Here is a 23,750-nt window from a genome sequence, read left to right as displayed (position 1 = left end):
GGCTTCGCTCCCGCTCTTGATCTGGCTCTTTTGAAGAGTGCGCGCCGGGAGCGCGCTGCTCTTCCCGGGGCCCCTATGGCGCGGCAGGTGGGCGGAGGAAAGGCCCCGCAGGGGTGGCTCGCAGGGATGCGAGCCAGTTCGACGTCAGGGCAGGAGCCCTGTCGGCGAATCCCCGTAGCCCACCTGCGCACCCGGAGGGCAGGCGAGGGCATGGATGCCCGAGTTGAGGCAACGCAAGGAGCGGTTGCCCGAGGCCCGCAGGGCGCGCCATCGGGGTGGCCTTTCTCTTGGGTTACTTTCTCTTTGGCCACGCAAAGAGAAAGTGACTCGGCTGCCGTAGGCAGACGAAAGCTCTTCGCTCTGAATGCAGGGACAAGCAACAGCATCGCCCGCGAGCGGGCTCCTACAACGAGCCCGCGATGTGGCCGCCGCAAGCAACGAAAGCCCTTTGCCCTGAAAACAGCAAGCGCAGGGAACTGCCGAGCCCACTCTCGTCAAATACGTCAGCGCCCACCAAAAAACGTGGCGAACGCCTTCACGACACGCTCGATGCCATCATCATCCACATCGAGATGCGTCACCAGCCGCAGCGTGGGCAGGTAGCCGATGCTGATGCGGATGCAGGCTTCGCGCAGATGGGCGTCCAGTTCGCGCAAGCGTTCGGCGGGCACGTCGACGAACACCATGTTGGTGTACTGGCCGAGCAGGTCGATGCCGGCGATCTCGCGCAGGCAGCCGGCCAGGTAGGCCGCACGGCGATGGTCGTCGGCCAGCCGCGCCACGTGATGGTCCAGCGCATACTGGCCGGCCGCGGCGAGTATGCCGGCCTGGCGCCAGCCGCCGCCGGCGACCTTGCGCCAGCGGCGCGCCTTGTCGACCAGCGCGTGCGAACCCACCAGCACCGAGCCGACAGGTGCGCCCAGCCCCTTGGACAGGCACACCGACACGGTATCGAAATGCCGCGCGATCGCGCGCGCCGGCACGCCGCAGGCCACCGCGGCGTTGTACAACCGCGCGCCATCCAGGTGCAGGCCGAGTCCGCGCGATCGCGCCACGTCGTGGGCAGCCTTGAGGTAATCCAGCGGCAGCGTGCGGCCGTGCCAGGTGTTCTCCAGCGCCAGCACGCGGGTACGCGCGAAATGCGGATCGACCGGCTTGATCGCCGCCTCGATGCGCTCGAGCGGCAGCGTGCCGTCGGCCGCCTGCACGATCGGCTGCGGCTGGATCGAGCCCAGCACCGCGGCGCCGCCACCCTCGAACTTGTAGGTGTGCGCGTCCATGCCGACCAGGTATTCGTCGCCGCGCTCGCAATGCGCCAGCAGCGCCAGCAGGTTGGACTGGGTGCCGCTGGGCACGAACAGGCCGGCGTCGAAACCGAGCTCTTCGGCCAGCCGCTGCTGCAGCGCGTTGACCGTGGGATCCTCGCCGTAGACGTCGTCGCCGACCTCGGCCGCCAGCATCGCCGCGCGCATCGCGGCGGTGGGACGGGTCACCGTGTCGCTGCGCAGATCAACCCATTCCACGATGCACTCCTCGATTCCCGGCAAAGGCGGCCAGCTTGGCCGCATCGCGCGTCCCGGACAAGTCCCCGGCGCCTCAGCCGAGGCGGCGGAAGTACAGCCACGCGGCGAGAGCCAGGACCATGGCCGGCAGCAGGTTCGCCAGCAGCGGCGGCATGCCGTACACGGTGCCGAAATTCACCATCGCCTGCTGCAGGAAATACCAGCCGAGCGCCAGCAGGATGCCGATGAACATGCGCTTGCCCAGGCCACCCGAACGCAACGCGCCGAACGCGAACGGCATCGCGCACAGCACCAGCACCAGCACGTTGAGCGGATACAGCGCACGCCGCCAGAACGCCACCGCGTAGCTGCCGGGGCTCTGGCCGTTGCCTTCCAGGTAGTCCATGTTGCGGCGCAGGTCGCGCATCGAGAGGTATTGCGGCTGGATCACCGACTGCGCCAGCACCTGCGGGTTGAGGCTGGATTGCCACGGCAGGCTGGCGTCGGTGCTGGCATGCGTGCCCTGCGCATCGAGCGTGGTGGTGCGCACGTCACGCAGCACCCATTGCCGGCCGTCGTGTTCGCCGATCCTGGCCCAGCGGAAGCGGCTGACCTGGCCGTCGGCGGTGAAGGTGAAGATGCGCACGTCGCTCAGCTGCACCGTGCCCACGCCGTCGCGCTGCTTCAGCGAGGTGCCGCGGGCGTTGATGATGTCGTCGCCGTCGCGCGCCCACAGCCCGCTGCTGGTGCCCATGCCGAGGCTGCCGGTCTTCGCGCGCAGCTGCATCGTCTGCGCCTGCTGGTCGCCCCACGGCGCCAGCGTCTCGCCCATCACCACCACGGCGACGATCAGCACCGCGACCACGCCCACCGCGGAGCCGGCGATGCGCAGCCGCGACATGCCGGCCGCACGCAGCGCGGTGAGCTCGCCGGTGCCGGCCAGCCCGCCCAGGCCGAGCAGGCCGCCGATCAGCGCCGCGTTGCCGAACATCTCGTAGGCACGGCGGGGGAACGTCACCAGCACGTAGACCACCGCGTTGTTCAGCGTGTAGCCGTGCCTGCCGACGTTGCCGAGCTGGCGCAGCAGCTGGGTGACCGCGTCGAAGCCGGTCAGCACCAGCCAGACCATCAACAGCGAGCCGAGCACGCTCATCGCCACCAGCCGGTCGACCCGCTTGAGGTTGAACACCGTCATGCCGGCATGCCCGCCCGCAGCTGCCTGGACTGGCGCGGAGCGTACTGCCGCCACAGCATCCAGCCGGCCAGCGCCAGCACCAGCGCATGCAGGATCCACAGCGGGGCCTCGCCATGCCAGTGGCCCTTGCCGATCTGCGCGCGACCCAGCGCCAGCAACGTGTAGTAGAGGTAGAACGCGACCACCGCCAGCAGCAGCCGGCCGTACTTCGGCTCGCGCGGGCTCTGCCGCGACAGCGGCAATGCCAGCAGCAGCAGCACCAGGGTCAGCGGCGGCGCGTTGGCGCGCCAGGCGAACTCGGCGCGGTCGCCCGGGTCGGTCGACTTGAACAGGGTCCAGCTGCCCTTCGAGTGCGACGGATCGTCGTCCTCGTCGCCCTTCACGCTGGACAGCGAGGTGTCGTTGCGCTGGTAGCGCATCTGCCGCCAGTTGTTCGCGCCGAGCGGGATGTCGTATTGCCAGCCGTCCTTGAACGCGATGAAGCGGCCGTCGCCGTTGCTTTCCTGGTACAGCTCGCCGCTGGCGGCGCTGACCACCTTCGCGTGCAGCGTGCCGTCCTTGCTGCTGCTCTGGGTGGCCACGAAGGTACGCCCCAGCTTGCTGCCGTCGCGGCTGAGGCTCTCGACGAAGATGATGCCGCCCTTGCCCGGCAGCTCGGTGAAGCGCCCCGCATCCAGGCCGGCGGCGATCACCGAGCGGTTGGCCTCGATCACCAGCGCATCGCTGGTACGCACCGCCCACGGCCCCAGCCACAGCGAAACCAGCGCGGTGATCGCCACCAGCACCGCGCCGAGGATCAGCACCGGGCGCAGCAGCCCGCCCGGTCCCATGCCGGAAGACGACAGCACGTGCATCTCGCTCTCGCGGTACATCCGGCCCAGCCCCATCAGCACGCCGACGAAACTGGCCAGCGGCATCATGTTGGTCAGCCCGTCGAGCGTGCGCAGCCCCAGCACCTGGAACATCACGCTGGCCGGGAAGCTGCCGTTGGCGACCTGCTGCAGCACCTTGGCGAACGCGCTGCCGGCGACGATCACCAGCAGCACGACCACGGTGGCGGCCACGGTCTGCGCCAGCTCGCGCAGGAAATAGCGATCGAGGATGCTCAGCATGCGATAAACTTGTCTGCTTATCCGGCCCCGGCGGCGATCGCCGGCAAGCCGCCAGTCTAGCCTGTCCGGCCGCAAGCCGGGCCCACGCAGGAACGTCCCGATGACCCTTCAGTTCAGCCTCGGCACCGCCGCCCCCGCCACCGTCGACAGCGCCTGCGTGCTGGTCGGCGTCTACGAGCAAGGCGTGCTGACCAGTGCCGCGGCCCAGCTGGACAGCGCTGCCGGCGGAGCGATCAAGCGCCAGGTGGAGAGCGGCGACATCAGCGGCAAGGCGGGCTCCACCACCGTGCTGTTCGCGCCGGCCGGCATCGCCGCACAGCGCGTGCTGGTGGTCGGCCTGGGCGCGCAGAAATCGTTCGACGCGGCGCGCTTCCAGAAGGTGAACATCGAGGCCACCCGTGCACTGGCCCGGCTGCCGGTGGCGAACGCGGTGTCCTGCCTCACCGAGGTGGACGTGCCCGGCCGCGACGGCGCCTGGCGCGTGCGCACCGCCGCGCTGGCCTGCGACCATGCCGCCTACCGCTACACCGCCACCTTCAAGCCGCGCGACAAGAACAAGCAGCCGGAACTGGCCGCGCTCACCTTCGCCGCAGGCGCCGATGCGCAGGGCGGCCTCGACCAGGCGGTAGCCATCGCCGAGGGCGTGCGCTTCGCCCGCGAGCTGGCCAACCTGCCGCCGAACATCTGCAACCCGGCCTACATCGCGGCGCAGGCCCAGGCCTTCGCCGATGCGCAGGACAAGGTCAGCTGCACCGTGCTCGACGAAGCAGGGATGGAGAAGCTCGGCTTCGGCTCGCTGCTGGCGGTGGCCCGCGGCTCGGTCAACAAGCCGCGCCTGATCGCGCTCGAGTACAAGGGCGGCAATGAGGGCGACAAGCCGTACGCGTTCGTCGGCAAGGGCGTCACCTTCGATTCCGGCGGCATCAGCCTGAAGCCCGGCGCCGGCATGGAGGAGATGAAGTTCGACATGGGCGGCGCCGCCGGCGTGCTCGGCGCGTTCGTGGCCGCGGTGAAGATGGGCTTGAAGCTCAACCTGGTCTGCGTGGTGCCGGCCGTGGAGAACATGCCCGACGGCGACAGCTACCGCCCCAGCGACGTGCTGACCAGCCTGTCCGGGCTCACCATCGAAGTGCTCAACACCGACGCCGAAGGCCGGCTGATCCTGTGCGACGCGCTGACCTGGACCGCGCAGACCTACCAGCCGCAGGCGCTGATCGACGCCGCCACCCTGACCGGCGCCTGCGTGATTGCGCTGGGCAAGCACGCCAGCGGCCTGATGAGCAAGCACGACGACCTCGCCGCCGAACTGCTCGCCGCCGGCGAGGAAACCCTCGACCGCGCCTGGCGCCTGCCGCTGTGGGACGATTACCAGGCCCAGCTCGACTCCGGCTTCGCCGACGTCGCCAACATCGGCGGCAAGAGCGCCGGCGCGATCACCGCCGGCTGCTTCCTGTCGCGCTTCACCGACGGCCAGCGCTGGGCCCACCTGGACATCGCCGGCACCGCCTGGGAGGAAGGCCGCAAGGGCCTGGCCACCGGCCGCCCGGTGGCGTTGCTGGCGCAGTGGCTCATGGACCGGAGCGAGAAGTGAGTGACGAGAAGTGAGGAGTGAAGGATGAGAGTTTGAGGCATCATGCCCACTGCTCTTCTCTCGCTCCTCTCTCCTCTCCACTCACTCCTGCCTTATGCGCGCCGACTTCTACCTGATCGACAAGCCGCGCTTCCGCGAACAGCCGCTGCTGCTGGCGTGCGAGCTGGCGAAGAAGGCATTCGAGTCGCGGCAGCCGACCCTGGTGCTGACCCGCGACTTCGCCCAGGCCGAGGCCCTCGACGAACTGCTGTGGGCGTTCGACGATGACGCGATGATCCCGCACCAGCTGGCCGGCGACGACGATGACGACGACACCGCCGTGCTGATCGTGCCGCCGGGCATCGACACGGCCGACCGACCGCTGGTGATCAACCTGCGCGAAACCTGCGCCGCCGGCCGCTACCAGCGCGTGCTGGAGGTGGTGGCCGCCGACCCGGCCGAGCGCGACGGCTCGCGCACGCGCTGGCGCGAATACCAGCGGCTCGGTTTCGAGCTGCACAAGTTCGACATGTAGCTCATGCCGGCAGCGGCGCGTCCGCGCCGCCCAGCACGCGCGCCAGCGCATCGGCCAGCCGTTCGCCGCTGACCGGCTTGCGCAGGAAGCCGTCCATCCCCGCCGCCCGCGCCTTCGCCTCGTCCTCGCTGCCCGAGCGCGCCGTCACCGCCACGATCGGCAGGTGCTGCCCCGCGTGCTCGCGCTGGCGGATCAGCCGCGCCACCTGGAACCCGTCCACCCCGGGCAGGTCCAGGTCCAGCAGCACCGCATCGAACCCCGCATGCGCCAGCTCGGCCAGCGCCGCCAGCCCGTTCACCACGTGCACCACCGTATGCCCCTCGCGCTCCAGCAGCCCGCGGATCACCGTCGCCACGATGGTGTCGTCCTCCACCAGCAGCAGCTGGCACGGCCGACCCGGCGCCCACGCCACCGGCGCCGTCGACGCCGGCACCGCCAGCGGCAGCCGCACCCGGAACGTGCTGCCGTGCGCCAGGCGCGACTCCAGCTCGATGCTGCCGCCCATCATCTCCACCAGCTCGCGGCAGATCGCCAGGCCCAGCCCGCTGCCCACCCGCCGCTGCGGCCCCTCGGCCTGCTCGAAGCGCTGGAACAGCCGTGCCTGGCTCGCCTCCGGGATGCCCGGCCCGGTGTCGCTCACGCTGAGCAGCAGGCCCTCGTCCGTGCGCTGCGCCCGCAGCGTCACCTTGCCGTGCTCGGTGAACTTCAGCGCGTTGCTGGCCAGGTTCAGCAGGATCTGCTTGATCCGCAACGCGTCGCCGAGCAGTTGCGCCGGCAGGTCCTCGGCCATCTCCAGCACGAAGCGGATGCCCTTGGCGTGCGCCAGCCCCTGCTCCAGCTGCACCACGTCCTCCAGCAGCTGGCGCGGCTCGAACGGCGCCGGCTCCAGCTCCAGCTTGCCCGCCTCGATCCGCGCCAGGTCCAGCGCGTCGTTGAGCAGCTTCAGCAACATCCCCCCGGAGCGCTGCATCGCCTTGGTGTAGTCGTGCTGCTGCGGGTCCAGCGGCGTGCTCAGCAGCAGCTCCGCCATCCCCATCACCCCGGTCATCGGCGTGCGGATCTCGTGGCTCAGCGTGGCCAGGAACTGGGTCTTCGCCGCGCTCGCCGCCTCCGCCAGCTGCCGCTGCTGCTCGACCAGCTGCATGTGGTGTCGCTGCGCCAGCCGGCGCCGCCAGCTGCGCAGCACCAGCCCCACCAGCACGGCCAGCAGCAGCACGTAGATCGCCCATGCCCACCAGCGCAGCCACGGCGGCGAGTCCACGTGGATCGACAGCGGCCGGGCCAGCTTCACCCACATACCGTCCGCTCCCGCCGCCATCACCTCCAGCGTGTAGTTGCCCGCACCCAGCCCGGTGAAATCGCGCTCGCCATGGTTGCCGGTATTCACCCACGCGGTATCGAAGCCGTGCAGGCGGAAACGATAGCGGTTGGAGGCGGGGTCGACGAACGAACTCAAGCGCACTTCGACGCGCAGCCCACGGTCACTCCACGCCAGTTGGACCGATCCTGCCCGAACCGGCAACTCGCGGACGGCACCCGCATGGCGCACGCTTGCACCGGTAATCACCACCCCTGCCGGGCGGGCTGTTGCCGGCGCGCGATCCGGCTGAAAGCCGAAGACACCGCCCAGACTCGCAACATAGATCGTGCCATCCGGTGTGACGGCCGGTGAGTCGCCACGGACTTCGCCATTGACCAAGCCATTGCGCAGGCCGAACGATTTCAACTCGCCACTGTGCGGATCGAACCTCCACAAACCATTCTTGCAGAACATCCAGAATCGCCCCTGACGATCGACATGCATGGCGATCAGCACCATCGAAGGCCAGCTCGACGGAATCGGAACCAACTGGTCGCGCACCACTTTGCCGGCATCCAGCCGGTAATGCTCGAACATCTTGTTGCGCGCTGCCCAGAACCCGTCCATCGTGAATTCGAGTGCATAGATGTAGCCCTCGTCCGACAAGCCCGCGATCGGCTCGAGTTCGTTGCGCACGGCATTCCACCGGAACAACCGCCCTTGATCGGCGTACCAGCCTAGGCTGTTGTAGGGCGTCAATCGATTGCCCACAAAACCGGTGTCATCAGCGGATGCAACAGGTTTGGTATCGACCGCGAGCGTATCGGGGTCGATACGGAAAAGCCCGTCGCGGATCGACACCAGATATATCTGGCGATCCGGACCCATCGTCAGTCGACGTGGATGCGCGACCCGGGATGCGGCCAAATCCACTTCAACCAACTTGCCGTCGGCATACCGGTAGACGCCCCCCTCGCTGACAATCCACAAGCGCCGGCGCGCATCCTCCGCCATGTCCAGCACGTTCCCCTGCAAGCCGGAGATCGCATGCTGGACGTCACCGGTAATAGGATCGAGCTTGTCGACAAGACCATGTCCACCCACCCACAACCGACCATCGAAACTCGCCAGCACCGCCGTCGCCGCGTTGCCGCGCAAGCTGTGGGAGTCGTCAGGAACATGAGTGAACCGGGTGAACTGGTTCCAGCCGGGTGCGAGGTAGGCGATGCCGCCGTCCCCCATGACGAACCACAGGCCGCCCTCGCTGTCGCACAGCGATTGCCACACCTGCTGCGCGGGAAGGCTGCCAAGCAGCAGCGGCTGACCGGAGATGGCGTGGATCTGCGAGCTGCCATCGTCCAGATACAGTCCATTGCGCGTGGTGATCCACAGATGCCCGGCCTGGTCCACGGTGCTGCTGTACACGTCGATGGACGGAATCTGCCCGGGCGCATACATCCACGCCTTGCCATCCGCACCCACCCGTAACAGGCCGCCGCGTACTGCGATCCGCACATCGTCGCCACCGCCCTGGATCCGCCACACCTTCAGCGCCTGCAGGCGTGGATCGATCGGTACCTGACGCATGCTGCCGTCCACCTCGCGCACAAACACGCCAAGGCTGGAGCCGATCCACAGTTTTCCGTCCGGTTCGGCCAGCAAGGCACGCACGGCGCCGAATCCTTCATCCGGATTCTTACCCAAAGGATTGCGCACATGCTCGAAATGCCGACCATCGGGAAGCAGGCGATCGAGCCCGGCATCCGTAGCCACCCATAGACCGCCGTCCGGCGTTTGCGTTATCGACCATACGTTGTCGCTGGCCAGGCTTCGTGGATCCACCGGATCATGACGCCAATGCCGGAAGCCACCGCTCTCCCGTTCGTGACGATTGAGCCCCGAACCGAACCCTCCCACCCACAGCTGGTTGTCGCGATCCGCGAACAGGCTGTACACCGAACCCTCGGGCAACGACGCCGGGTCGTCCGAGTGATGGCTGAAAGTCTGGAAATCGACGCCGTCATAGCGCACCAGGTCGACGCCGACACCGAACCACATGAGGCCTTGCTTGTCCTGCACCACGGAATAGACCGTACTGCCGGGCAGTCCGTCCGCGGTCTGATAACGCCGGAACTGCGGCGTCGGCAACGGGCCGGCGGCCCGGGCGCCGGACGCCGCCGGCGCGGCGAAGGCATGGCCCGGTGCGGACACGAACACGCCCAGGACCATGCCCAGCAGCCAAGCGGACAACCTCGATCCGTTCCCCATCCAGTCCCCCGCGAACCGGTGCTGCATCCCGCACCGGCTTCGGCCGCAGCCATGCCACCCACGCACGATAGTGCCAAAACCCCGACCCGGGCGCGAGCCGGGACTCTTGCAAAGGCAGCCGCGCGAAGCTGGCTAGAATGCGCGGATGTCCCGACGCCTGCGACTGCTGTTCACCGCGCTGGCCATGGCCGCGCTGCTGTGGCTGCTGTTCGCCGCCGCCGAACGCGCGCTGGCGCTGGCGCAGCGCTTTCTGGATCTGCCGACGTGGCTGCAGTGGACGCTGGGCGGCGTACTGCTGGTCTTCGCCGCGGCCGGCTTGAGCGTGCTGTGGTGGCTGCTGCGTCCGCGCCGCAAGCGGCGCCCGCTGCCGGTACCCGATCGCGGCAGCCTGGAACAGCGCATCGGCCAGCTGCGCGAACACGGCGCCGACACCGGCGCGCTGGCGGCCGAACTCGGCGAGCTCGACCGCCGCCGCGCCAGCGCGCGCGTCTACGTGGCGCTGTTCGGCGAAATCTCCACCGGCAAGTCCAGCCTGGTCCGTGCACTGGCGCCGCAGGCGCAGGTCGCCAGCGACGTGCGCGGCGGCACCACCCGCACCGTCGGCCACTACGACGGCCGGCTGCCGGACGGCCGCACACTGGTGCTGGCCGACGTGCCGGGCAGCCGCGAGGCCGGCGGCGAGGCGCACGAAACGCTGGCGCGCGAGGAAGCGCTGCGCGCGCATGCCGTGGTCTACCTGTGCGCCGGCGACCTCAACCGCAGCCAGGCCGAGGAACTGCGCTGGCTGGCCGACTTCGGCAAGCCGCTGCTGCTGGTGCTGAACAAGGCCGACCAGTGGAGCGAGGCCGAACGCGACCAGTTGCTGGCGCGCCTGCGCCGGCACGCGCGCGGCGTCGCCAGCGCGGTGCTGGCGATCAGCGCCGGCGGCAGCGAGCGCTACCGACGCCAGCTCGCCGACGGCAGCACCGAGTCGGTCGAGCGCCAGCGCAAGCCCGCGATCGAGCCGCTGCTGCGGTCACTCGAACGGCTCACCGCGTCCGGCGCCGAAGGCCTGGAGGATTTGCGCGAGAACGCCGTGCTGGCCGGCCTGCACCAGCGCACCGGCACGCTGGAGGCGCAAACCCGCGCAACGGAAGCCGAACGCATCGTGCGCAAATACGCCCGCCGCGCCATCGTCGGCGCACTGGCCGCGGTAGCGCCAGGCAGCGACCTGGTGATCCAGGGCGTGCTCGCCACCGGCCTCACCCGCGCGCTGGCCGAGCTGTACGGCGTGAAGGTCAGCGAGGTGCAGATCGAGGATTTCGTGCAGCAGGCCCGGCTCACCCTGCGCACCGGCAGCTCGATCGTGCTGGCCGTCGCCGGCAACGCGATGAAAGCCTTCCCCGGCCTCGGCACGCTGGGCGGCGGCGTGCTGCACGCATTCGCCTACGCGCTGATCTTCGACTCGATGGGCCGCGCCCTCGCCGCCTCGCTGGCCGAACGCCACAGCCTCGACCAGGACGACGCCGGCGAACGCCTCAAGGAACTGCTCGCCGATGCCGGCGGCACGCGGCTGCGCCAGCTGGCCGCGCTGACGATGGAAGCGGTGCGCGAGCGCGCGGACTAACTTGAACTGGTTCTAAGAGCAGAGCTTTCGTCCACCTACGGTGGACGAGTTACTTTCTCTTTGCGTGGCCAAAGAGAAAGATAACCAAAGAGAAAGGCCACCCCGCTTACGCGCCTTGCGGGCATCCTGCCCGCAAGGTTCGCGGCCGGGCTACGGGGTTTGTCGACAGGGCATCCTGCCCTGACGCCAAACTGGCCGGCATCCCTGCCGGCCACCCTGCGGGCTTTTCCTCCACCCGCCCGCCGCTCCAGAGGGGGCCCGGGTAGAGCAGCGGGCCATCGTGGCCCGCACTCGGTGTAAAGCCGAGAAGCAACAGCAACAGCAGACCTTCGCTCTGTCGATGTTTTGCTACGGCTTTGCGGTTGACTTGGCTGTTGACCTGGCTCTTCTGAAGAGTGCGGGCCACGATGGCCCGCTGCTCTACCGGGGGCCCCTGTGCGGCGGTGAGGGACGGACGACAGGCCCGCAGGGGGATCGGCAGGGATGCCGATCCTTTTTCGCCCGGACAGGAGTCCGGTCGAAAAACCCGACCGGCCCTCACGGACTTGCCGGGCAGGAGCCCGGCAAGCGCCAAGCGGGGTGGCCTTCTCTTTTGGTTACTTTTCTCTTGGCCACGCAAGAGAAGAGTAACTCGGGCGCCGTAGGCGCACGAAAGCTTTTCGCTTCTGACTTCTCGCTAGCCACACCAAACAGCACCGTGCGGTGACCGCAGGAATCTCCAACAAGCATCCTGAAACTACGGTATCCCGGCAAAAGCGGCGCGCAGCCAGTCATGCATCAGGCGGTAGCTGCGCGCGGCGGCGCGCTCGTCGTAGCGGCAGCCGGGAGAGTTTTCGCCGACCTCGGTGAAGCAGTGCACCGCGTGGCCGATCACCACGAACTGCCAGTCGGCGGGGCTCATGCGCATCTCGTCCATGAACTTGTCCGCGTCCGGCATGGTGCCCTTGTCGTCGGCGCCGTTCATCACCAGCGCGCGCGCCTTGATGTGCTTCGCCAGTGCCGGGTTGTCGGTATCGAGGCCACCGTGGAACGACACCACCGCCGCAATGTCGGCGCCGCTGCGCGCCAGGTCGAGCACCGCCGAGCCGCCGAAGCAGAAGCCGATCGCGGCCAGCTTCGACGCGTCGAGCGGGGCACTCGCGGCCTGCGCCTTGAGCTGGTCCAGCGCCGTGTTGATCCGCTTGCGCATCAGCGCGCGATCGCCGTACAGCGGTTTCACCGCCGCCTGTGCCTGCGCCGCGTTGCCCGGCTGCGGGCGCACGCCGGCACCGTACATGTCGGTGAGCAGGATCACGTAATCCTTGCCGGCGATCATCTCGGCCTTCTTTACGGCCACGTCGTTGATGCCATACCAGTTCGGCACCATCACCAGGCCCGGGCGCTTCGCGCTCGAGGCATCGTCGTAGACCAGCACGCTGTGGAAGCGGGTGCCGTCCTGTGTCCATTCGACCGGGCGATGCACCATCTTCGCCTGGGCGGCAAGGCTCGAACCGGCGAGCAACAGCAGACAGCAGAGTCGGGCGATACGCATGATCGATCCTCCAGTGGAGTTGCTTCCCTCCCGTGCATGCAGGGGGAGGGGCAAAACTTCAAAACCCTGCGGCGTGCTCCGAAAGCCGCCGTTTCAGCGGCCCTAGCCGATCGAGCAGACGGACGCCGACGCCGCGCGCGGCAACCAGCGCCGGCGACTGCCATGCGTAGATGCGCGCCAGCGCGTCGAAGCCCAGCGCGTCCAGCGTGTCGGCGCTGCGCCGGCGGCGCGCGTAGCGGCGCAGCACGTGCGTGGCGCCGATGTCGCGGCCGGCCGCGCGTGCGTCGATCAAAGTGTCGCGCAACTCGGCCACGTCGCGCAGGCCCAGGTTGACGCCCTGCCCCGCCAGCGGATGCACCGCGTGCGCGGCGTCACCCAGCAGCACGAAACGATCGGCCTGGTAGCTCTCGGCCAGCTGCAGCTTCAGCGGAAACGCCGCACGCGGCGTGGTGGCGACGATCCGGCCCAGCCGGAAATCGCTGGCCACGCCCAACTCGTCCATGAAGGCCTGCTCGTCCAGCGCCAGCACGCGCCGCGCCTCGGCGTCGGGCAGCGACCACACGATCGAACTGCGCCCGTCGGCCAGCGGCAGCAGCGCCAGCGGGCCGCCCGGCAGGAAACGCTGCCACGCGGTGTTCTCGTGCGGGCGTTCGGTGGCGACGTGCGCCACCACCGCGGTCTGCGCGTAGTCGCGGCCGCGCGTACCGATGCCGGCCAGTTGGCGCAACGGCGAAGCGGCGCCATCGGCGGCCACCAGCAACGCGGCAGCCAGCGTTTCGCCGTTCGCCAGCTCCAGTTGGATGCGATCCTCGCGCGCCTCGAAACCCTTCACCTCGGCCGGGCACAAGCGGCGCACGCCGCACAGGGATGTGCCAGTGCTGCGGGCGCAGGCGACAGCAGGGATGCCGGAGTCAGAGCAATGCAAGGAGCAATTGCCGGATGCGCTGGAGCTGCCGCCGGCGGCTTCCAGCGCCTGCCACAATACCCACTGCACCAGGCTGTTCTCGACGATGTAGCCGAGCCGGTCGCGCCCCTCCCTGGCGGCATCGAAGTCGATCGCCGCGCCGCTCTCGGCGTCCCACACGTGCATGTGCGTGTACGGGCCGGCACGGGCAGCGCGGATGGACGTCCAGACGCCCAGTTCGTCGAGCAACGCGACCGATGACGGCGCCAACCCGACCACGCGCAGGTCCGGCTCGGCGTTCGCATCCCATGCCGCCGGCGCGCGTGCCTCCAGCAGGGCGGTGCTGAAGCCGGCCCGCGCCAGCGCCAGCGCGGCGGCGGCGCCGACCATGCCGCCGCCGACCACGGCCACGTCCAGCGCGGGTGCGCGGCGGCGGGAAGAGATGTCTTGTGCCGGCGCGTTCACGGCAGGCGCTCCAGTACCGCCAGCGGCGGCTGGCCGCGAAAACCCATGCCGCGCCGCGCCAGCGCGCGCTGCAGCGGCGGCAGCCGGTCGCAGGCGAGCAGGGCCAGCGAGCGCAGTGGCGCCAGCAGCGGCTGCGGCAGGCAGGCCAGTTGCACCAGGCCGTGGCTCATCGCCATGGTGCCTTCACGATCCGGCGCACGCCGCGCGGCGTAACGCGCCAGCAGGTCGGCCGCACCCGGATCGGGCGCCGCGGCGACCAGCTCGGCCAGGGTCAGCGCGTCGCGCAGGCCGAGGTTGAACCCCTGCGCGCCGATCGGGTGCACGGTCTGCGCGGCATTGCCCACCAGCACCGCGCGCGGCGCGGTCAGCCGCGTGGCGGCGACCCGCTGGATCGCGTACGGATGGCGCCGGCCCGGCCGGCCGAGTCGGCCCAGCCGCCAGCCGAAACGGCGCTGCGCCAGCTCGATGAAGCCGGCGTCGTCCAGCGCGGCCACCTTCTCGGCCTCGTCGGTGGCCACCGTGAGCACCAGGCCGCAACGGCGCTCAGCCAGCGGCAGCAGCGCGACCGGGCCTTCGTCGCCGAAGCGCTCCCACGCGCGGTTCGCGTGGTCGCGCTCCGGCGTGACCGTGCAAACGAACAAGGTCTGCCGGTAATCGTGCCTTTCGGCGTCGATGCCCAGTTGCGCCCGCACGAACGACTGCGTGCCGTCGGCACCGACCAGCAGCGGCGTATCGAGGCTGTGCGCACCGCCGGCGGTTTCGACCTGCGCGCGCCAGCCGCCGGCCAGCGGCTGCAGTGCGGACAGGGTGGCCGGCGCCAGCCGGGTCAGCCGGGTGCATTCGTCCAGCCGGCGCGATAGCGCCGCGCCGAGCTCGCGTGCCGGCAGGGTCCAGCCCAGCGCGTCGACGCCCTGTTTGTCCGCGTCGATGCGCGCGCTGCCGAACTCGCCGGCGCGGCTGACGTGGATGTACCGGATCGGCGTGGCGCGGGCGGCCGCGTGCCGCCACACGCCGATCGCCGCAAGTCCGTTGACGGTGGCCCGGGCCAGCGCCAGGTTGCGCTCGTCGTAACTGGGCTGCGCGTCGGCGCGCGGCGCGGCGGTTTCGACCAGGGTGGCGGCGACGCCGGCGACGTCCAGCGCGATCGCCAGGCTGGCGCCGACCAGGCCGCCGCCGACGATCAGCACGCCGGACCCGTTCGGCGCGGGAGCTTCGGGGACATTCATGCGCCGATGATACCCGCTGCCGCCGTCTGCGCCGCAGGAGTGCGTTGGGCTAGACTACACGTCTCACCTGACGCCCATCTGGAACTCCCATGGTCAAGACACCGGCCCAACGCCTCGGCATCCTCCTCGCTCTCATGGTGGTGATGGCGGCCACCCGCATGCATCACTCGCTGCTGCATCATTTCGATGCGCTGCCGGACGCTTCGTGGGGCATCTTCTTCCTGGCCGGCTTCTGGCTGCGCGGTACCGGCCGCTGGGCCTTCCCGTTGCTGATGGCCGAGGCGGTCGCGATCGACTACCTGGTGATCAGCGGCCAGGGCCTCGACTTCTGGAGCCACTACTGCGTGTCGGCCGCCTACTGGTTCCTGGTTCCGTCGTACTTCAGCCTGTGGCTGGGCGGGAGCTGGCTGGCACGGCACCAGGCCGGCCTGCGCCTGCAGACGCTGGGCCTTGCTGCGGTGGCGCTGCTGGTCAGCTGGGCGGCCTGCTACCTGCTGTCGAACGGCAGCTTCTACTGGCTCAGCAACAGCGTGCCGCTGCCGCGCAGCTTCGCCGCCTGGTCCGCCAACCTGGCCGACTGGTACCTGCCGTTCCTGCAGACCACCGCGCTGTATGTCGGCATCGGCGCCGTGCTGCACGTGCTGGCGACCCAGGCCGCACGCATGCTGCACGCCGATCACCGGGCCGGCCAGTCGCGCTGACCCGGCCATGGGCAACCGGCTCTCGAAAATCTACACGCGCACCGGCGACGACGGCAGCACCGGCCTCGGCGACGGCTCGCGGGTGGGCAAGGACTCGCTGCGTGTCAACGCCTACGGCACGGTGGACGAGCTCAACAGCACGATCGGCATGCTGCTCGCCTCGGACGGCGTCGGCGACGAGGTGCGCGAGGCGCTGACCCAGGTGCAGCACGACCTGTTCGACCTGGGCGGCGAGCTGTGCATTCCCGGCATGGCGATGGTCGAGGACAGCGACATCGAGCGGCTGGAACGCATCCTCGACACGCTCAACGAACCGCTGCCGCCGCTGAAGGAATTCATCCTGCCCGGCGGCGGCATGGCCGCGGCCTGCGGCCATTTGGCACGCACCGTGTGCCGCCGCGCCGAGCGCGAGGTGATCGCGCTGTCGCGCGCGGAGGAGATCCGCCGCCAGCCGCAACGCTACCTGAACCGGCTGTCCGACCTGCTGTTCGTGATCTCGCGGGTGCTGGCTCGCGCTAGCGGCCACGGCGAGGTGCTGTGGCAGCACGAGCGCCGCCGCAAACCCAAGCCTGCCGGGTAAGCCGCTGCATGCTGCGGCTGTATACCCACCCCGCCTGCCTGCAGCACGATCCCGGCCCGGGACACGTCGAACGACCGGCGCGGCTGCGCGCCGTGCTGCAGGCGCTGGATCACGACCGTTACGCCGCGCTCGACCGCATCGAGGCACCCCAGGCGACCCGCGAACAGCTGTGGCGCGTGCACGGCGCGGCCCACGTCGGGGAAATCCTGCTCGGTGCGCCGCCGGACGACATGCTCGCCCTGGACCCGGATACCGTGATGGGCCCCGGCTCGACCGAGGCGGCCCTGCGTGCGGCCGGCGCCGTGGTGGCCGCCGTCGACGCGGTGCTTGGCGGTGAGGTGCGGCGCGCGTTCTGCGCGGTGCGTCCGCCTGGCCACCACGCCACGCGCGAGCGGGCGATGGGTTTCTGCCTGCTCAACAACGTCGCGGTGGGCGCCGCCCACGCGCTGGCCGCACACGGCCTGAAGCGGGTCGCCATCGCCGATTTCGACGTGCACCACGGCAACGGCACGCAGGAGATCTTCGAGCGCGAGCCGCGCGTGCTGTTCGCCTCCAGCCACCAGTCGCCGCTGTACCCGGACAGCGGCAGCGAGGACGAACGCGGCGTGGGCAACATCGCCAACGGCACGCTGTCGCCCGGCGCCGGTTCGTACGAATTCCGCGAACTGTGGGATGGCGTGCTGCTGCCCCGGCTGCATGCGTTCAAGCCGCAGCTGGTGCTGGTCTCGGCCGGCTTCGACGCGCACCGCGACGACCCGCTGGCCGACCTCCGGCTGGGGCCGGACGACTACGCCTGGATCACCGAGCGGCTGGTGGCGCTGGCCCACGCGCATGCCGGCGGTCGGCTGGTTTCCAGCCTGGAAGGCGGCTACAACCTCGCCGCCCTGGCCGCTTGCGCCAGTGCGCACGTCGCCGCCCTCATGGACTGAAATTCCCGCCAGGCGCGCCTGCCGCACCCCCGGCGAAGATGGATGCGGCGCGGGTTCACTGCCTCGTGTCGCCCGCGTGAAGAACGGCGCCGGAACGTGATCTCCCACGCCCTCGACCCGCACGCCAACCGGCACCGAACCCGCCCGCGGCCCACCCTCCAGGCTGAATCCCGCCCCTGCCCGGACCAAGGTTTACCTGCCGCCGACGGGGTCTTTCTGCTAGCTTAACGAGCCTTCGAAGCCGGCAGATTTCCCGCGATGCCCAAGCTACCCCCACGCCGCCTGCTCGCGGTCGCCGCCGCGCTTGCCCTGATCGGCGGCCAGGCCGACGCCCACCCCGCCCGGACCCCGGCCGCCAACGGCACGGACCAGGCCGCCGACCAGGCTTGCCCGCTGGGCTCGTTCCATTGCGCACGACGCCCGCTCAATTACGCGATGTGCCGGCCCAATGCGCTGCTCGAGTTCTACGATCCCGCCCTGAGCACGGACAGCAGCCTGCGCGAGACCAGCCCGACCCAGGTGCAGGCGCAGCACGTGGACAGCTCGGACCAGTCGGTCTACCACCTGTCCGGCGAGGTACGGCTGCAGCGCGCCGACCAGCTGCTGCAGGCCGACCGCGTCGACTACAACGACACCAGCACCGACTACGACGCCCGCGGCAACGTGCGCTACCAGGAAGCCAGCCAGCTGCTGGCGGCCTCGCACCTGCGCGGCAACACGGACGCCAGCCGCGGCATCGCCGACGACGTGCGCTACCAGTTGCTCGAGGCGCGCGGCAACGGCTCGGCCAAGCAGGGCCACATGCTGGACGCGCTGCACACCCGCTACACGATGGCCACGTATTCCACCTGCGACGTGGGCCACCACCTGTGGGAATTCCGCGCCAAGTCCATCACCATCAACAAGGACACCGGCGTCGGCGTGGCGCGCAACGCCACCATGCGGCTCGGCAACGTGCCGTTCCTGTACCTGCCGTATTTCAGCTTCCCGGTCGATGACCGGCGCAAGAGCGGTTTCCTGTACCCGACCATCGGCCACAGCAGCCGCTCGGGCTACGAGATCAGCACCCCGTACTACCTGAACCTGGCGCCGAACTACGACGCCACCTTGGACCCACGCTACTACAGCGACCGCGGCGCGATGCTGGCCGGCGAGTTCCGCTACCTGCTGCCCGGCACCAACGGCCAGCTCAACGTGGAATACGTGCCCAGGGACCACGGCAAGAACGACGGCCTCGCCAACACCCAGGGCGACTCCCGCTACCTGGTCCGGTTCTCCGACCGCACGCAACTGTGGAGCGGATGGCAGTTCGTCGGCTCGTACAACCATGCTTCGGACAGCAGCTACCTGTACGACTTCGGCAACAACCTGTCGCACACGGCGGTCTACATGCTGGATTCCGGCGCCGCAATCATGGGCGGCGGCAAGTGGTGGAGTGCCTCCTTCGGCGGCACGATCTACCAGAACCTGAACCCGTTCGTGACCGACAGCGTGCTGCCCTACAAGCAGCTGCCCTACGCGCGATTCAGCATGGACGTGCCGTTGTCGCGCTGGCTGGAAGTCGGCATGGACAGCTCGGCGGCAGCGTTCCGCAAGAACGGCTTCATCGGTGGCCAGCGCGAGGACCTCTATCCCTACCTCGCCGCCAGCTTCGGCACCTCGGCCTGGTTCGTGCGGCCGCGGCTGGCCTATCGCTATACCGCCTACCAGCTGGACGGCGACTATCGCGACTACGGCTTCGGCGGGCGGCTCGGCGGCGGCGCAACCTCGCCGTTCGACCAGAAGTCGCCCAGCCGCGCGCTGCCGATCGTCAGCCTCGACAGCGGACTGGTGTTCGACCGCAGCACCACCCTGTTCGGCAGCAGCTACACGCAGACACTGGAGCCGCGGCTGTACTACCTGTACGTGCCCTACCGCAACCAGAACAACCTGCCGCTGTTCGACACCAACGTGATGTCGTTCGACTACTGGCAGCTGTTCTCGACCAACCAGTTCTCCGGCGCCGACCGCCAGATGGACGCCAACAACCTCACGGCGGCGCTCAGCACCCGCCTGCTCGACGACGGCGGCGTCGAGCGGGTGTCGGCCAGCATCGGCCAGATCCACTACTTCAGCCCGCAGAAGGTGCTGGGTACCGACTGGGTCCACTCGGCTTACGTGGCCCAGCTCGACGTGCAGCTCAACGACCGCTGGCGCCTGAACACCGCCTACCAGTGGAACCCGAACACCCGCCTCACCGACATGGCAGCGGTCGAACTGCAGCGGCGCGTGCGCACCGACGGCATCTTCAACTTCTCCTACCGCTACCGCCGCGGCCTGCTGGAACAATACAGCGCTTCGCTGGTCTACCCGGTATCCGAACGCTGGCGGCTGGTGGGCGCATGGACTTACTCGGTGAAGGATCACGAGAGCGTCGACGCGCTGGCGGGCGTGGAATACGACAGCTGCTGCGTGTCGCTGCGGCTGGTCGGCCGCAGCTACGTCAACCAGTACTACTACGGCTTCGGCCCGGCGCCCACCGGCAACAACCTCAACCATCGCGACAATGCCGTGATGTTCGAAGTGGTTTTCAAGGGGCTGGGCTCCACCGGCGGCCAGATCGATCCGCTACTGCGCCGTGATATTCTCGGCTATCAATAAACGCATTCGCCCCGGCGATCCAGGCTGTCCACCGATGAAGCAACCCATTGCATCCCTGCTGCTCGCGCTCGCGATCGTGCTCCCCGCCCATGCCCAGTTGCTGACGCCCGCCGCGCCGGCCGGCCAGTCGCTGGATCGCATCGTGGCCGTGGTCAACGACGACGTGATCCTGCAGAGCGAGCTGAACGACGCGGTGGCCTCGGTGCGGCAGCAGTACGCCGGCCACGCCGAACAGCTGCCCCCGGTGAACGTGCTGCAGCAGCAGGTGCTCAACCGGCTGGTGCTGATGCGGCTGCAGGTGCAGAAGGCGCGGGACCAGGGCATCCACGTCTCCAGCGCCGACATCGACCAGGCCGTCCAGGGCGTGGCGCAGCAGAACCGGCTCACCCCCGAGCAGTTGCGCGCGGAAGTGGAGCGCAGCGGCGCCAGCTACGCCGCATTCCGCGACCAGATCAGCGACCAGATCACCGTGCAGCGGCTGCACCAGAGCGTGGTGCAGGATTCGGTCTCGGTCACCGACAGCGAGATCGACAACCTGTTGCACAGCCCGACCTACAAGTCCGGCGAGGTGCACCTGGCGCACATCCAGATCAGCATTCCGGGCGGCGCCGATGCCGCCGCGATCCAGGCCAGCCAGGCCAAGGCCGAGCAGACGCTGGCCGCGATCAAGGGCGGCATGGATTTCAACGCCGCCGCGATCCGCTACTCCGACGCGCAGGACGCGCTGGAAGGCGGCGACCTCGGCTGGCGCCGGATGGACGAGATCCCGCCGGCCTTCGCCGACACCATCGCCACGATGAAGCCCGGTGACGTCAGCCCGGCACTGCGCGGCCCCACCGGCTTCCACATCCTCAAGCTGATCGACCAGCGCCAGAACAGCCGCAAGATGGTCACCGAACTGCACGCGCGACAGATCCTGATCAAGCCAAGCGAGCTGGTGTCGCCGGCGCAGGCCGAACAGAAGGCGCAGGATCTGTACCACCGCATCGTCGACAAGCACGAGGATTTCGCCGCCTTGGCGAAGGAAAACTCCAAGGACGACACCACCGCCAACCTCGGCGGCGACATGGGCTGGTTCCCGCCGCAGTCGTGGGGCGAGGCGATCGCCACCCAGCTGGCCCAGCTGAAGGACAACGAGGTGTCGAAGCCGTTCCAGAGCTCCGCCGGCTGGCACATCGTGCAGCGGCTCGGCGAACGCCAGAGCGACCAGACCGCGCAGATCGCACGCGACCAGGCACGCCAGGCGATCGGCACCCGCAAGTCCGACCAGGTCTACGACGACTTCCTGCGCGACCTGCGCTCCGGCGCCTACGTCAACATCCTGGTACCCGAGCTGCGCGCCGCGGACACCCGGGCTGGCGCCGCCGGCGCACCGTAAGCGGTTGGACGACATGCCTCTGCCGCGGCTCGCACTCACCGCGGGTGAACCGGCAGGGATCGGCCCGGAGCTGCTGGTCAGGCTGGCCGCCACGCCGCTGGCGGCCAGCCTCGTCGCCGTCACCGACCGCACCCTGCTGCAACGCGCCGCATCGCGCTGCGGCATAGCGATCGAACTGGTCGACGACGACGGCAGCGCGCAGTCCGTACGCGACCCCGGCACGTTGCGCCTGCGGCACATCCCGCTGGCCGTCGACGAGGTTCCCGGGCGGCCCGACCCGCGCAACGCCGGCCACGTGCTCGCCGCGCTGGCCGAGGCTGCCGACGGCTGCATGGCCGGCCGCTACGATGCGGTGGTCACCGCGCCGCTGCAGAAGGCCTCGATCAACGACGCCGGCATCCGCTTCAGCGGACACACCGAGTTCTTCGCCGACCGCGCGCACGCCGACGTGGTGATGATGCTGGCCAGCCCGGAATTGCGGGTGGCGCTGGCCACCACCCACCTGCCGCTGGCGGCGGTACCGGCGGCGATCACGCGCGCATCGCTGACCCGCACGCTGCGCATCGTGCACGCCGAGCTGCGCGCGAAATTCGGCCTGGCCGAGCCGCGCATCGCGGTGCTCGGCCTGAACCCGCACGCCGGCGAAGGCGGCCACCTCGGCCACGAGGAGATCGACACGCTGATCCCGGCGCTCGACGCCTTGCGCCGCGAGGGGATGCACCTGCTCGGCCCGCTGCCCGCCGACACCGCCTTCGTGCCGGCCCAGCGCGCGCGCTACGACGCCGTGCTGGCGATGTACCACGACCAGGCGCTGCCGGTACTGAAGAGCGAGGCGTTCGACCGCACCGTGAACCTCACCCTCGGCCTGCCGTTCATCCGCACCTCGGTCGACCACGGCACCGCACTGGACCTGGCCGGCAGCGGCAGCGCCGATCCGGCCAGCCTGATTGCCGCGGCGAACCTGGCGCTGGCGCTGGTGCACCGGCGAGAAGGGAGTAACAGGGAGTGAGCAAAAGCCGCCCGACGCCACTCTCATGCCTCTCTCCTCCTCACTCACTCCTGCCCTCATGAACGCGCGCCCCAAGAAAAGCTTCGGCCAGCACTTCCTGCACGACCGGCGCTATATCGACCGCATCGTCGCCGCGATGGCGCCGCGGCCGGACGATTTCGTGGTCGAGATCGGCCCCGGCGAGGGCGCGCTGACCTTGCCGTTGCTGGCGGCGGCGGGCTCGCTCACCGCGATCGAACTGGACACCGACCTGATCCCCGGCCTGCAGGCGCGCGCCGCCGGCGCGGGCGAACTGCACATCATCCACGCCGACGTACTGAAGGTGGATCTCGGCGCGCTGGCGCACAGCCATGGCGTACCGCGGCTGCGGCTTGCCGGCAACCTGCCGTACTACATATCCAGCCCGATCCTGTTCCACTGCGTCGAGCACGCCGCGGCGATCCAGGACATGCACTTCATGCTGCAGAAGGAGGTGGTCGAACGCATGGCCGCCGAGCCGGGCAGCAAGGTATACGGCCGGCTGTCGGTGATGCTGCAGCTGGCGTGCCGGGTCGAGCCGCTGTTCGACGTGCCGCCGGAGGCGTTCCGGCCGCCGCCGAAGGTGGACTCCGCCGTGGTGCGGCTCGTGCCGCTGCCGGCGCACGAGCTGCACGACGCATCGCCCGAGCACGTCCACGCCGTGGTCAAGGCCGCGTTCGGGCAACGCCGCAAGACATTGGCCAACGCGCTCAGGCAACTGCTCGACGCCGACGCGATCCGCCGTGCCGACGTCGATCCGAAGGCGCGCGCCGAAACCCTCGCCCCGGCCGACTTCGTTCGGCTGGCCAAGGCTTGCCACGGCCTCCCGCCGTGAGAGCGCATGCCGTTGGCCGCTACCGCCCCAATCGCGGCGGCAGGCCTTACAATCCGGGCATGACTGAAAAATCCTCCTACACGATCGACGTGCAGGTCGAAACCCGCTTCGTCCCCGACCAATCGAAGCCCGGCGACAATCGCTACGTTTTCGCCTACACCGTTACCCTGCGCAACGCCGGCAAGATGCCCGCGCGCCTGCTCGGCCGCCACTGGATGATCACCGACGCCAACGGCAAGGTGGAGGAAGTGACCGGCGACGGCGTGGTCGGCGAACAGCCGTGGATGCGCCCCGGCGACGACTTCGAATACACCTCCGGCGCGGTGCTGGAGACGCCGGTGGGCACCATGGGCGGCAGCTACCGCATGCTGGCCGACGACGGCACGGAGTTCGAGGCGCCCATCCCGACCTTCACCCTGTCCATTCCGCGTACGCTGCATTGACGG

General features: G+C 69.5%; 18 protein-coding genes. 11 read left to right on the top strand and 7 right to left on the bottom strand.

Annotated elements, in window-relative coordinates; genetic code table 11:
* Positions 1-503: 503 nt before the first annotated feature.
* The 3 genes from ltaE to lptF all read right to left on the bottom strand — a co-directional run bounded on the left by ltaE (position 504) and on the right by lptF (position 3,809).
* Entirely contained in the window at positions 504-1,523 is a 1,020-nt protein-coding gene (ltaE, locus tag RHOFW104R8_RS06500) for a low-specificity L-threonine aldolase (RefSeq protein ID WP_082823548.1), read from the bottom strand.
* A gap of 73 nt (positions 1,524-1,596) precedes the next feature.
* Positions 1,597-2,697 (bottom strand): LPS export ABC transporter permease LptG, encoded by a 1,101-nt coding sequence (gene lptG / locus RHOFW104R8_RS06495; protein ID WP_068090267.1) that lies wholly within the window; start codon positions 2,695-2,697, stop codon positions 1,597-1,599.
* On the bottom strand, positions 2,694-3,809 hold the full coding sequence (gene lptF, locus RHOFW104R8_RS06490) for an LPS export ABC transporter permease LptF (RefSeq protein WP_068090266.1): 1,116 nt from the start codon (positions 3,807-3,809) through the stop codon (positions 2,694-2,696). The genes lptG and lptF overlap by 4 nt, the downstream gene beginning before the upstream one ends.
* A 100-nt stretch (positions 3,810-3,909) precedes the next feature.
* On the opposite strand from lptF, the gene RHOFW104R8_RS06485 reads away from it, so the two are divergent.
* Together RHOFW104R8_RS06485 and RHOFW104R8_RS06480 are read left to right on the top strand one after the other, a co-directional pair.
* Positions 3,910-5,400, top strand: a complete 1,491-nt coding sequence (locus tag RHOFW104R8_RS06485) for a leucyl aminopeptidase (protein ID WP_068090264.1) — start codon at positions 3,910-3,912, stop codon at positions 5,398-5,400.
* 94 nt (positions 5,401-5,494) lie between these two features.
* Complete coding sequence (locus tag RHOFW104R8_RS06480) at positions 5,495-5,914, top strand: DNA polymerase III subunit chi (protein ID WP_068090262.1); 420 nt, start codon at positions 5,495-5,497, stop codon at positions 5,912-5,914.
* Between the two features lies 1 nt (position 5,915).
* On the opposite strand, the gene RHOFW104R8_RS06475 is transcribed toward RHOFW104R8_RS06480, so the two are convergent.
* Positions 5,916-9,443 (bottom strand): hybrid sensor histidine kinase/response regulator, encoded by a 3,528-nt coding sequence (locus RHOFW104R8_RS06475; RefSeq protein ID WP_068090260.1) that lies wholly within the window; start codon positions 9,441-9,443, stop codon positions 5,916-5,918.
* A gap of 184 nt (positions 9,444-9,627) precedes the next feature.
* Here RHOFW104R8_RS06475 and RHOFW104R8_RS06470 point away from each other — a divergent pair, with 184 nt between their 5' ends.
* Positions 9,628-11,088, top strand: coding sequence for a GTPase (locus RHOFW104R8_RS06470; protein ID WP_068090258.1), 1,461 nt, complete (start codon positions 9,628-9,630; stop codon positions 11,086-11,088).
* 736 nt (positions 11,089-11,824) lie between these two features.
* Here the strand turns inward: RHOFW104R8_RS06470 and RHOFW104R8_RS06465 are convergent.
* From RHOFW104R8_RS06465 to ubiH, 3 genes are read right to left on the bottom strand one after another with little or no spacing between them, the layout of a single operon-like run.
* Positions 11,825-12,619, bottom strand: a complete 795-nt coding sequence (locus RHOFW104R8_RS06465) for a dienelactone hydrolase family protein (protein ID WP_068090256.1) — start codon at positions 12,617-12,619, stop codon at positions 11,825-11,827.
* Positions 12,620-12,677: 58 nt separating this feature from the next.
* Positions 12,678-13,988 carry an FAD-dependent oxidoreductase gene (locus tag RHOFW104R8_RS06460; RefSeq protein WP_068090254.1) on the bottom strand — a complete coding sequence of 437 codons (1,311 nt, stop codon included), beginning with the start codon at positions 13,986-13,988 and terminating at the stop codon, positions 12,678-12,680.
* Positions 13,985-15,214: a 2-octaprenyl-6-methoxyphenyl hydroxylase gene (gene ubiH / locus RHOFW104R8_RS06455; protein ID WP_068090252.1), complete on the bottom strand. Its 1,230-nt coding sequence runs from the start codon at positions 15,212-15,214 to the stop codon at positions 13,985-13,987. The genes RHOFW104R8_RS06460 and ubiH overlap by 4 nt, the downstream gene beginning before the upstream one ends.
* Positions 15,215-15,303: 89 nt before the next feature.
* Here ubiH and RHOFW104R8_RS06450 point away from each other — a divergent pair, with 89 nt between their 5' ends.
* The 8 genes from RHOFW104R8_RS06450 (at position 15,304) to apaG (ending at position 23,747) form a co-directional block, all read left to right on the top strand.
* The gene (locus RHOFW104R8_RS06450) at positions 15,304-15,915 is read left to right on the top strand and encodes a hypothetical protein (RefSeq protein ID WP_068090250.1); all 612 of its coding nucleotides are present in this window, start codon (positions 15,304-15,306) and stop codon (positions 15,913-15,915) included.
* A gap of 7 nt (positions 15,916-15,922) precedes the next feature.
* Complete coding sequence (locus RHOFW104R8_RS06445; protein ID WP_068090247.1) at positions 15,923-16,495, top strand: cob(I)yrinic acid a,c-diamide adenosyltransferase; 573 nt, start codon at positions 15,923-15,925, stop codon at positions 16,493-16,495.
* A gap of 8 nt (positions 16,496-16,503) precedes the next feature.
* Positions 16,504-17,424 (top strand): histone deacetylase family protein, encoded by a 921-nt coding sequence (locus RHOFW104R8_RS06440; protein WP_068090245.1) that lies wholly within the window; start codon positions 16,504-16,506, stop codon positions 17,422-17,424.
* 258 nt (positions 17,425-17,682) lie between these two features.
* Complete coding sequence (locus RHOFW104R8_RS06435) at positions 17,683-20,064, top strand: LPS-assembly protein LptD (RefSeq protein ID WP_068090243.1); 2,382 nt, start codon at positions 17,683-17,685, stop codon at positions 20,062-20,064.
* 34 nt (positions 20,065-20,098) lie between these two features.
* On the top strand, positions 20,099-21,442 hold the full coding sequence (locus RHOFW104R8_RS06430) for a peptidylprolyl isomerase (protein WP_068090241.1): 1,344 nt from the start codon (positions 20,099-20,101) through the stop codon (positions 21,440-21,442).
* Positions 21,443-21,455: 13 nt separating this feature from the next.
* A complete protein-coding gene (gene pdxA, locus RHOFW104R8_RS06425) occupies positions 21,456-22,451 on the top strand; it encodes a 4-hydroxythreonine-4-phosphate dehydrogenase PdxA (protein WP_068090239.1) in 996 nt (331 codons plus the stop codon).
* 58 nt (positions 22,452-22,509) lie between these two features.
* Positions 22,510-23,304, top strand: a complete 795-nt coding sequence (gene rsmA, locus RHOFW104R8_RS06420) for a 16S rRNA (adenine(1518)-N(6)/adenine(1519)-N(6))-dimethyltransferase RsmA (protein WP_068090237.1) — start codon at positions 22,510-22,512, stop codon at positions 23,302-23,304.
* Positions 23,305-23,363: 59 nt separating this feature from the next.
* Positions 23,364-23,747: a Co2+/Mg2+ efflux protein ApaG gene (gene apaG / locus RHOFW104R8_RS06415; protein WP_068090235.1), complete on the top strand. Its 384-nt coding sequence runs from the start codon at positions 23,364-23,366 to the stop codon at positions 23,745-23,747.
* Positions 23,748-23,750: the final 3 nt, after the last annotated feature.

The organism is Rhodanobacter sp. FW104-R8, from assembly GCF_001617365.1.
Classification (GTDB): Bacteria; Pseudomonadota; Gammaproteobacteria; order Xanthomonadales; family Rhodanobacteraceae; genus Rhodanobacter.
Note: the sequence above shows the minus strand (reverse complement) of the source record. Positions and strands in the feature narration are given on the sequence as shown.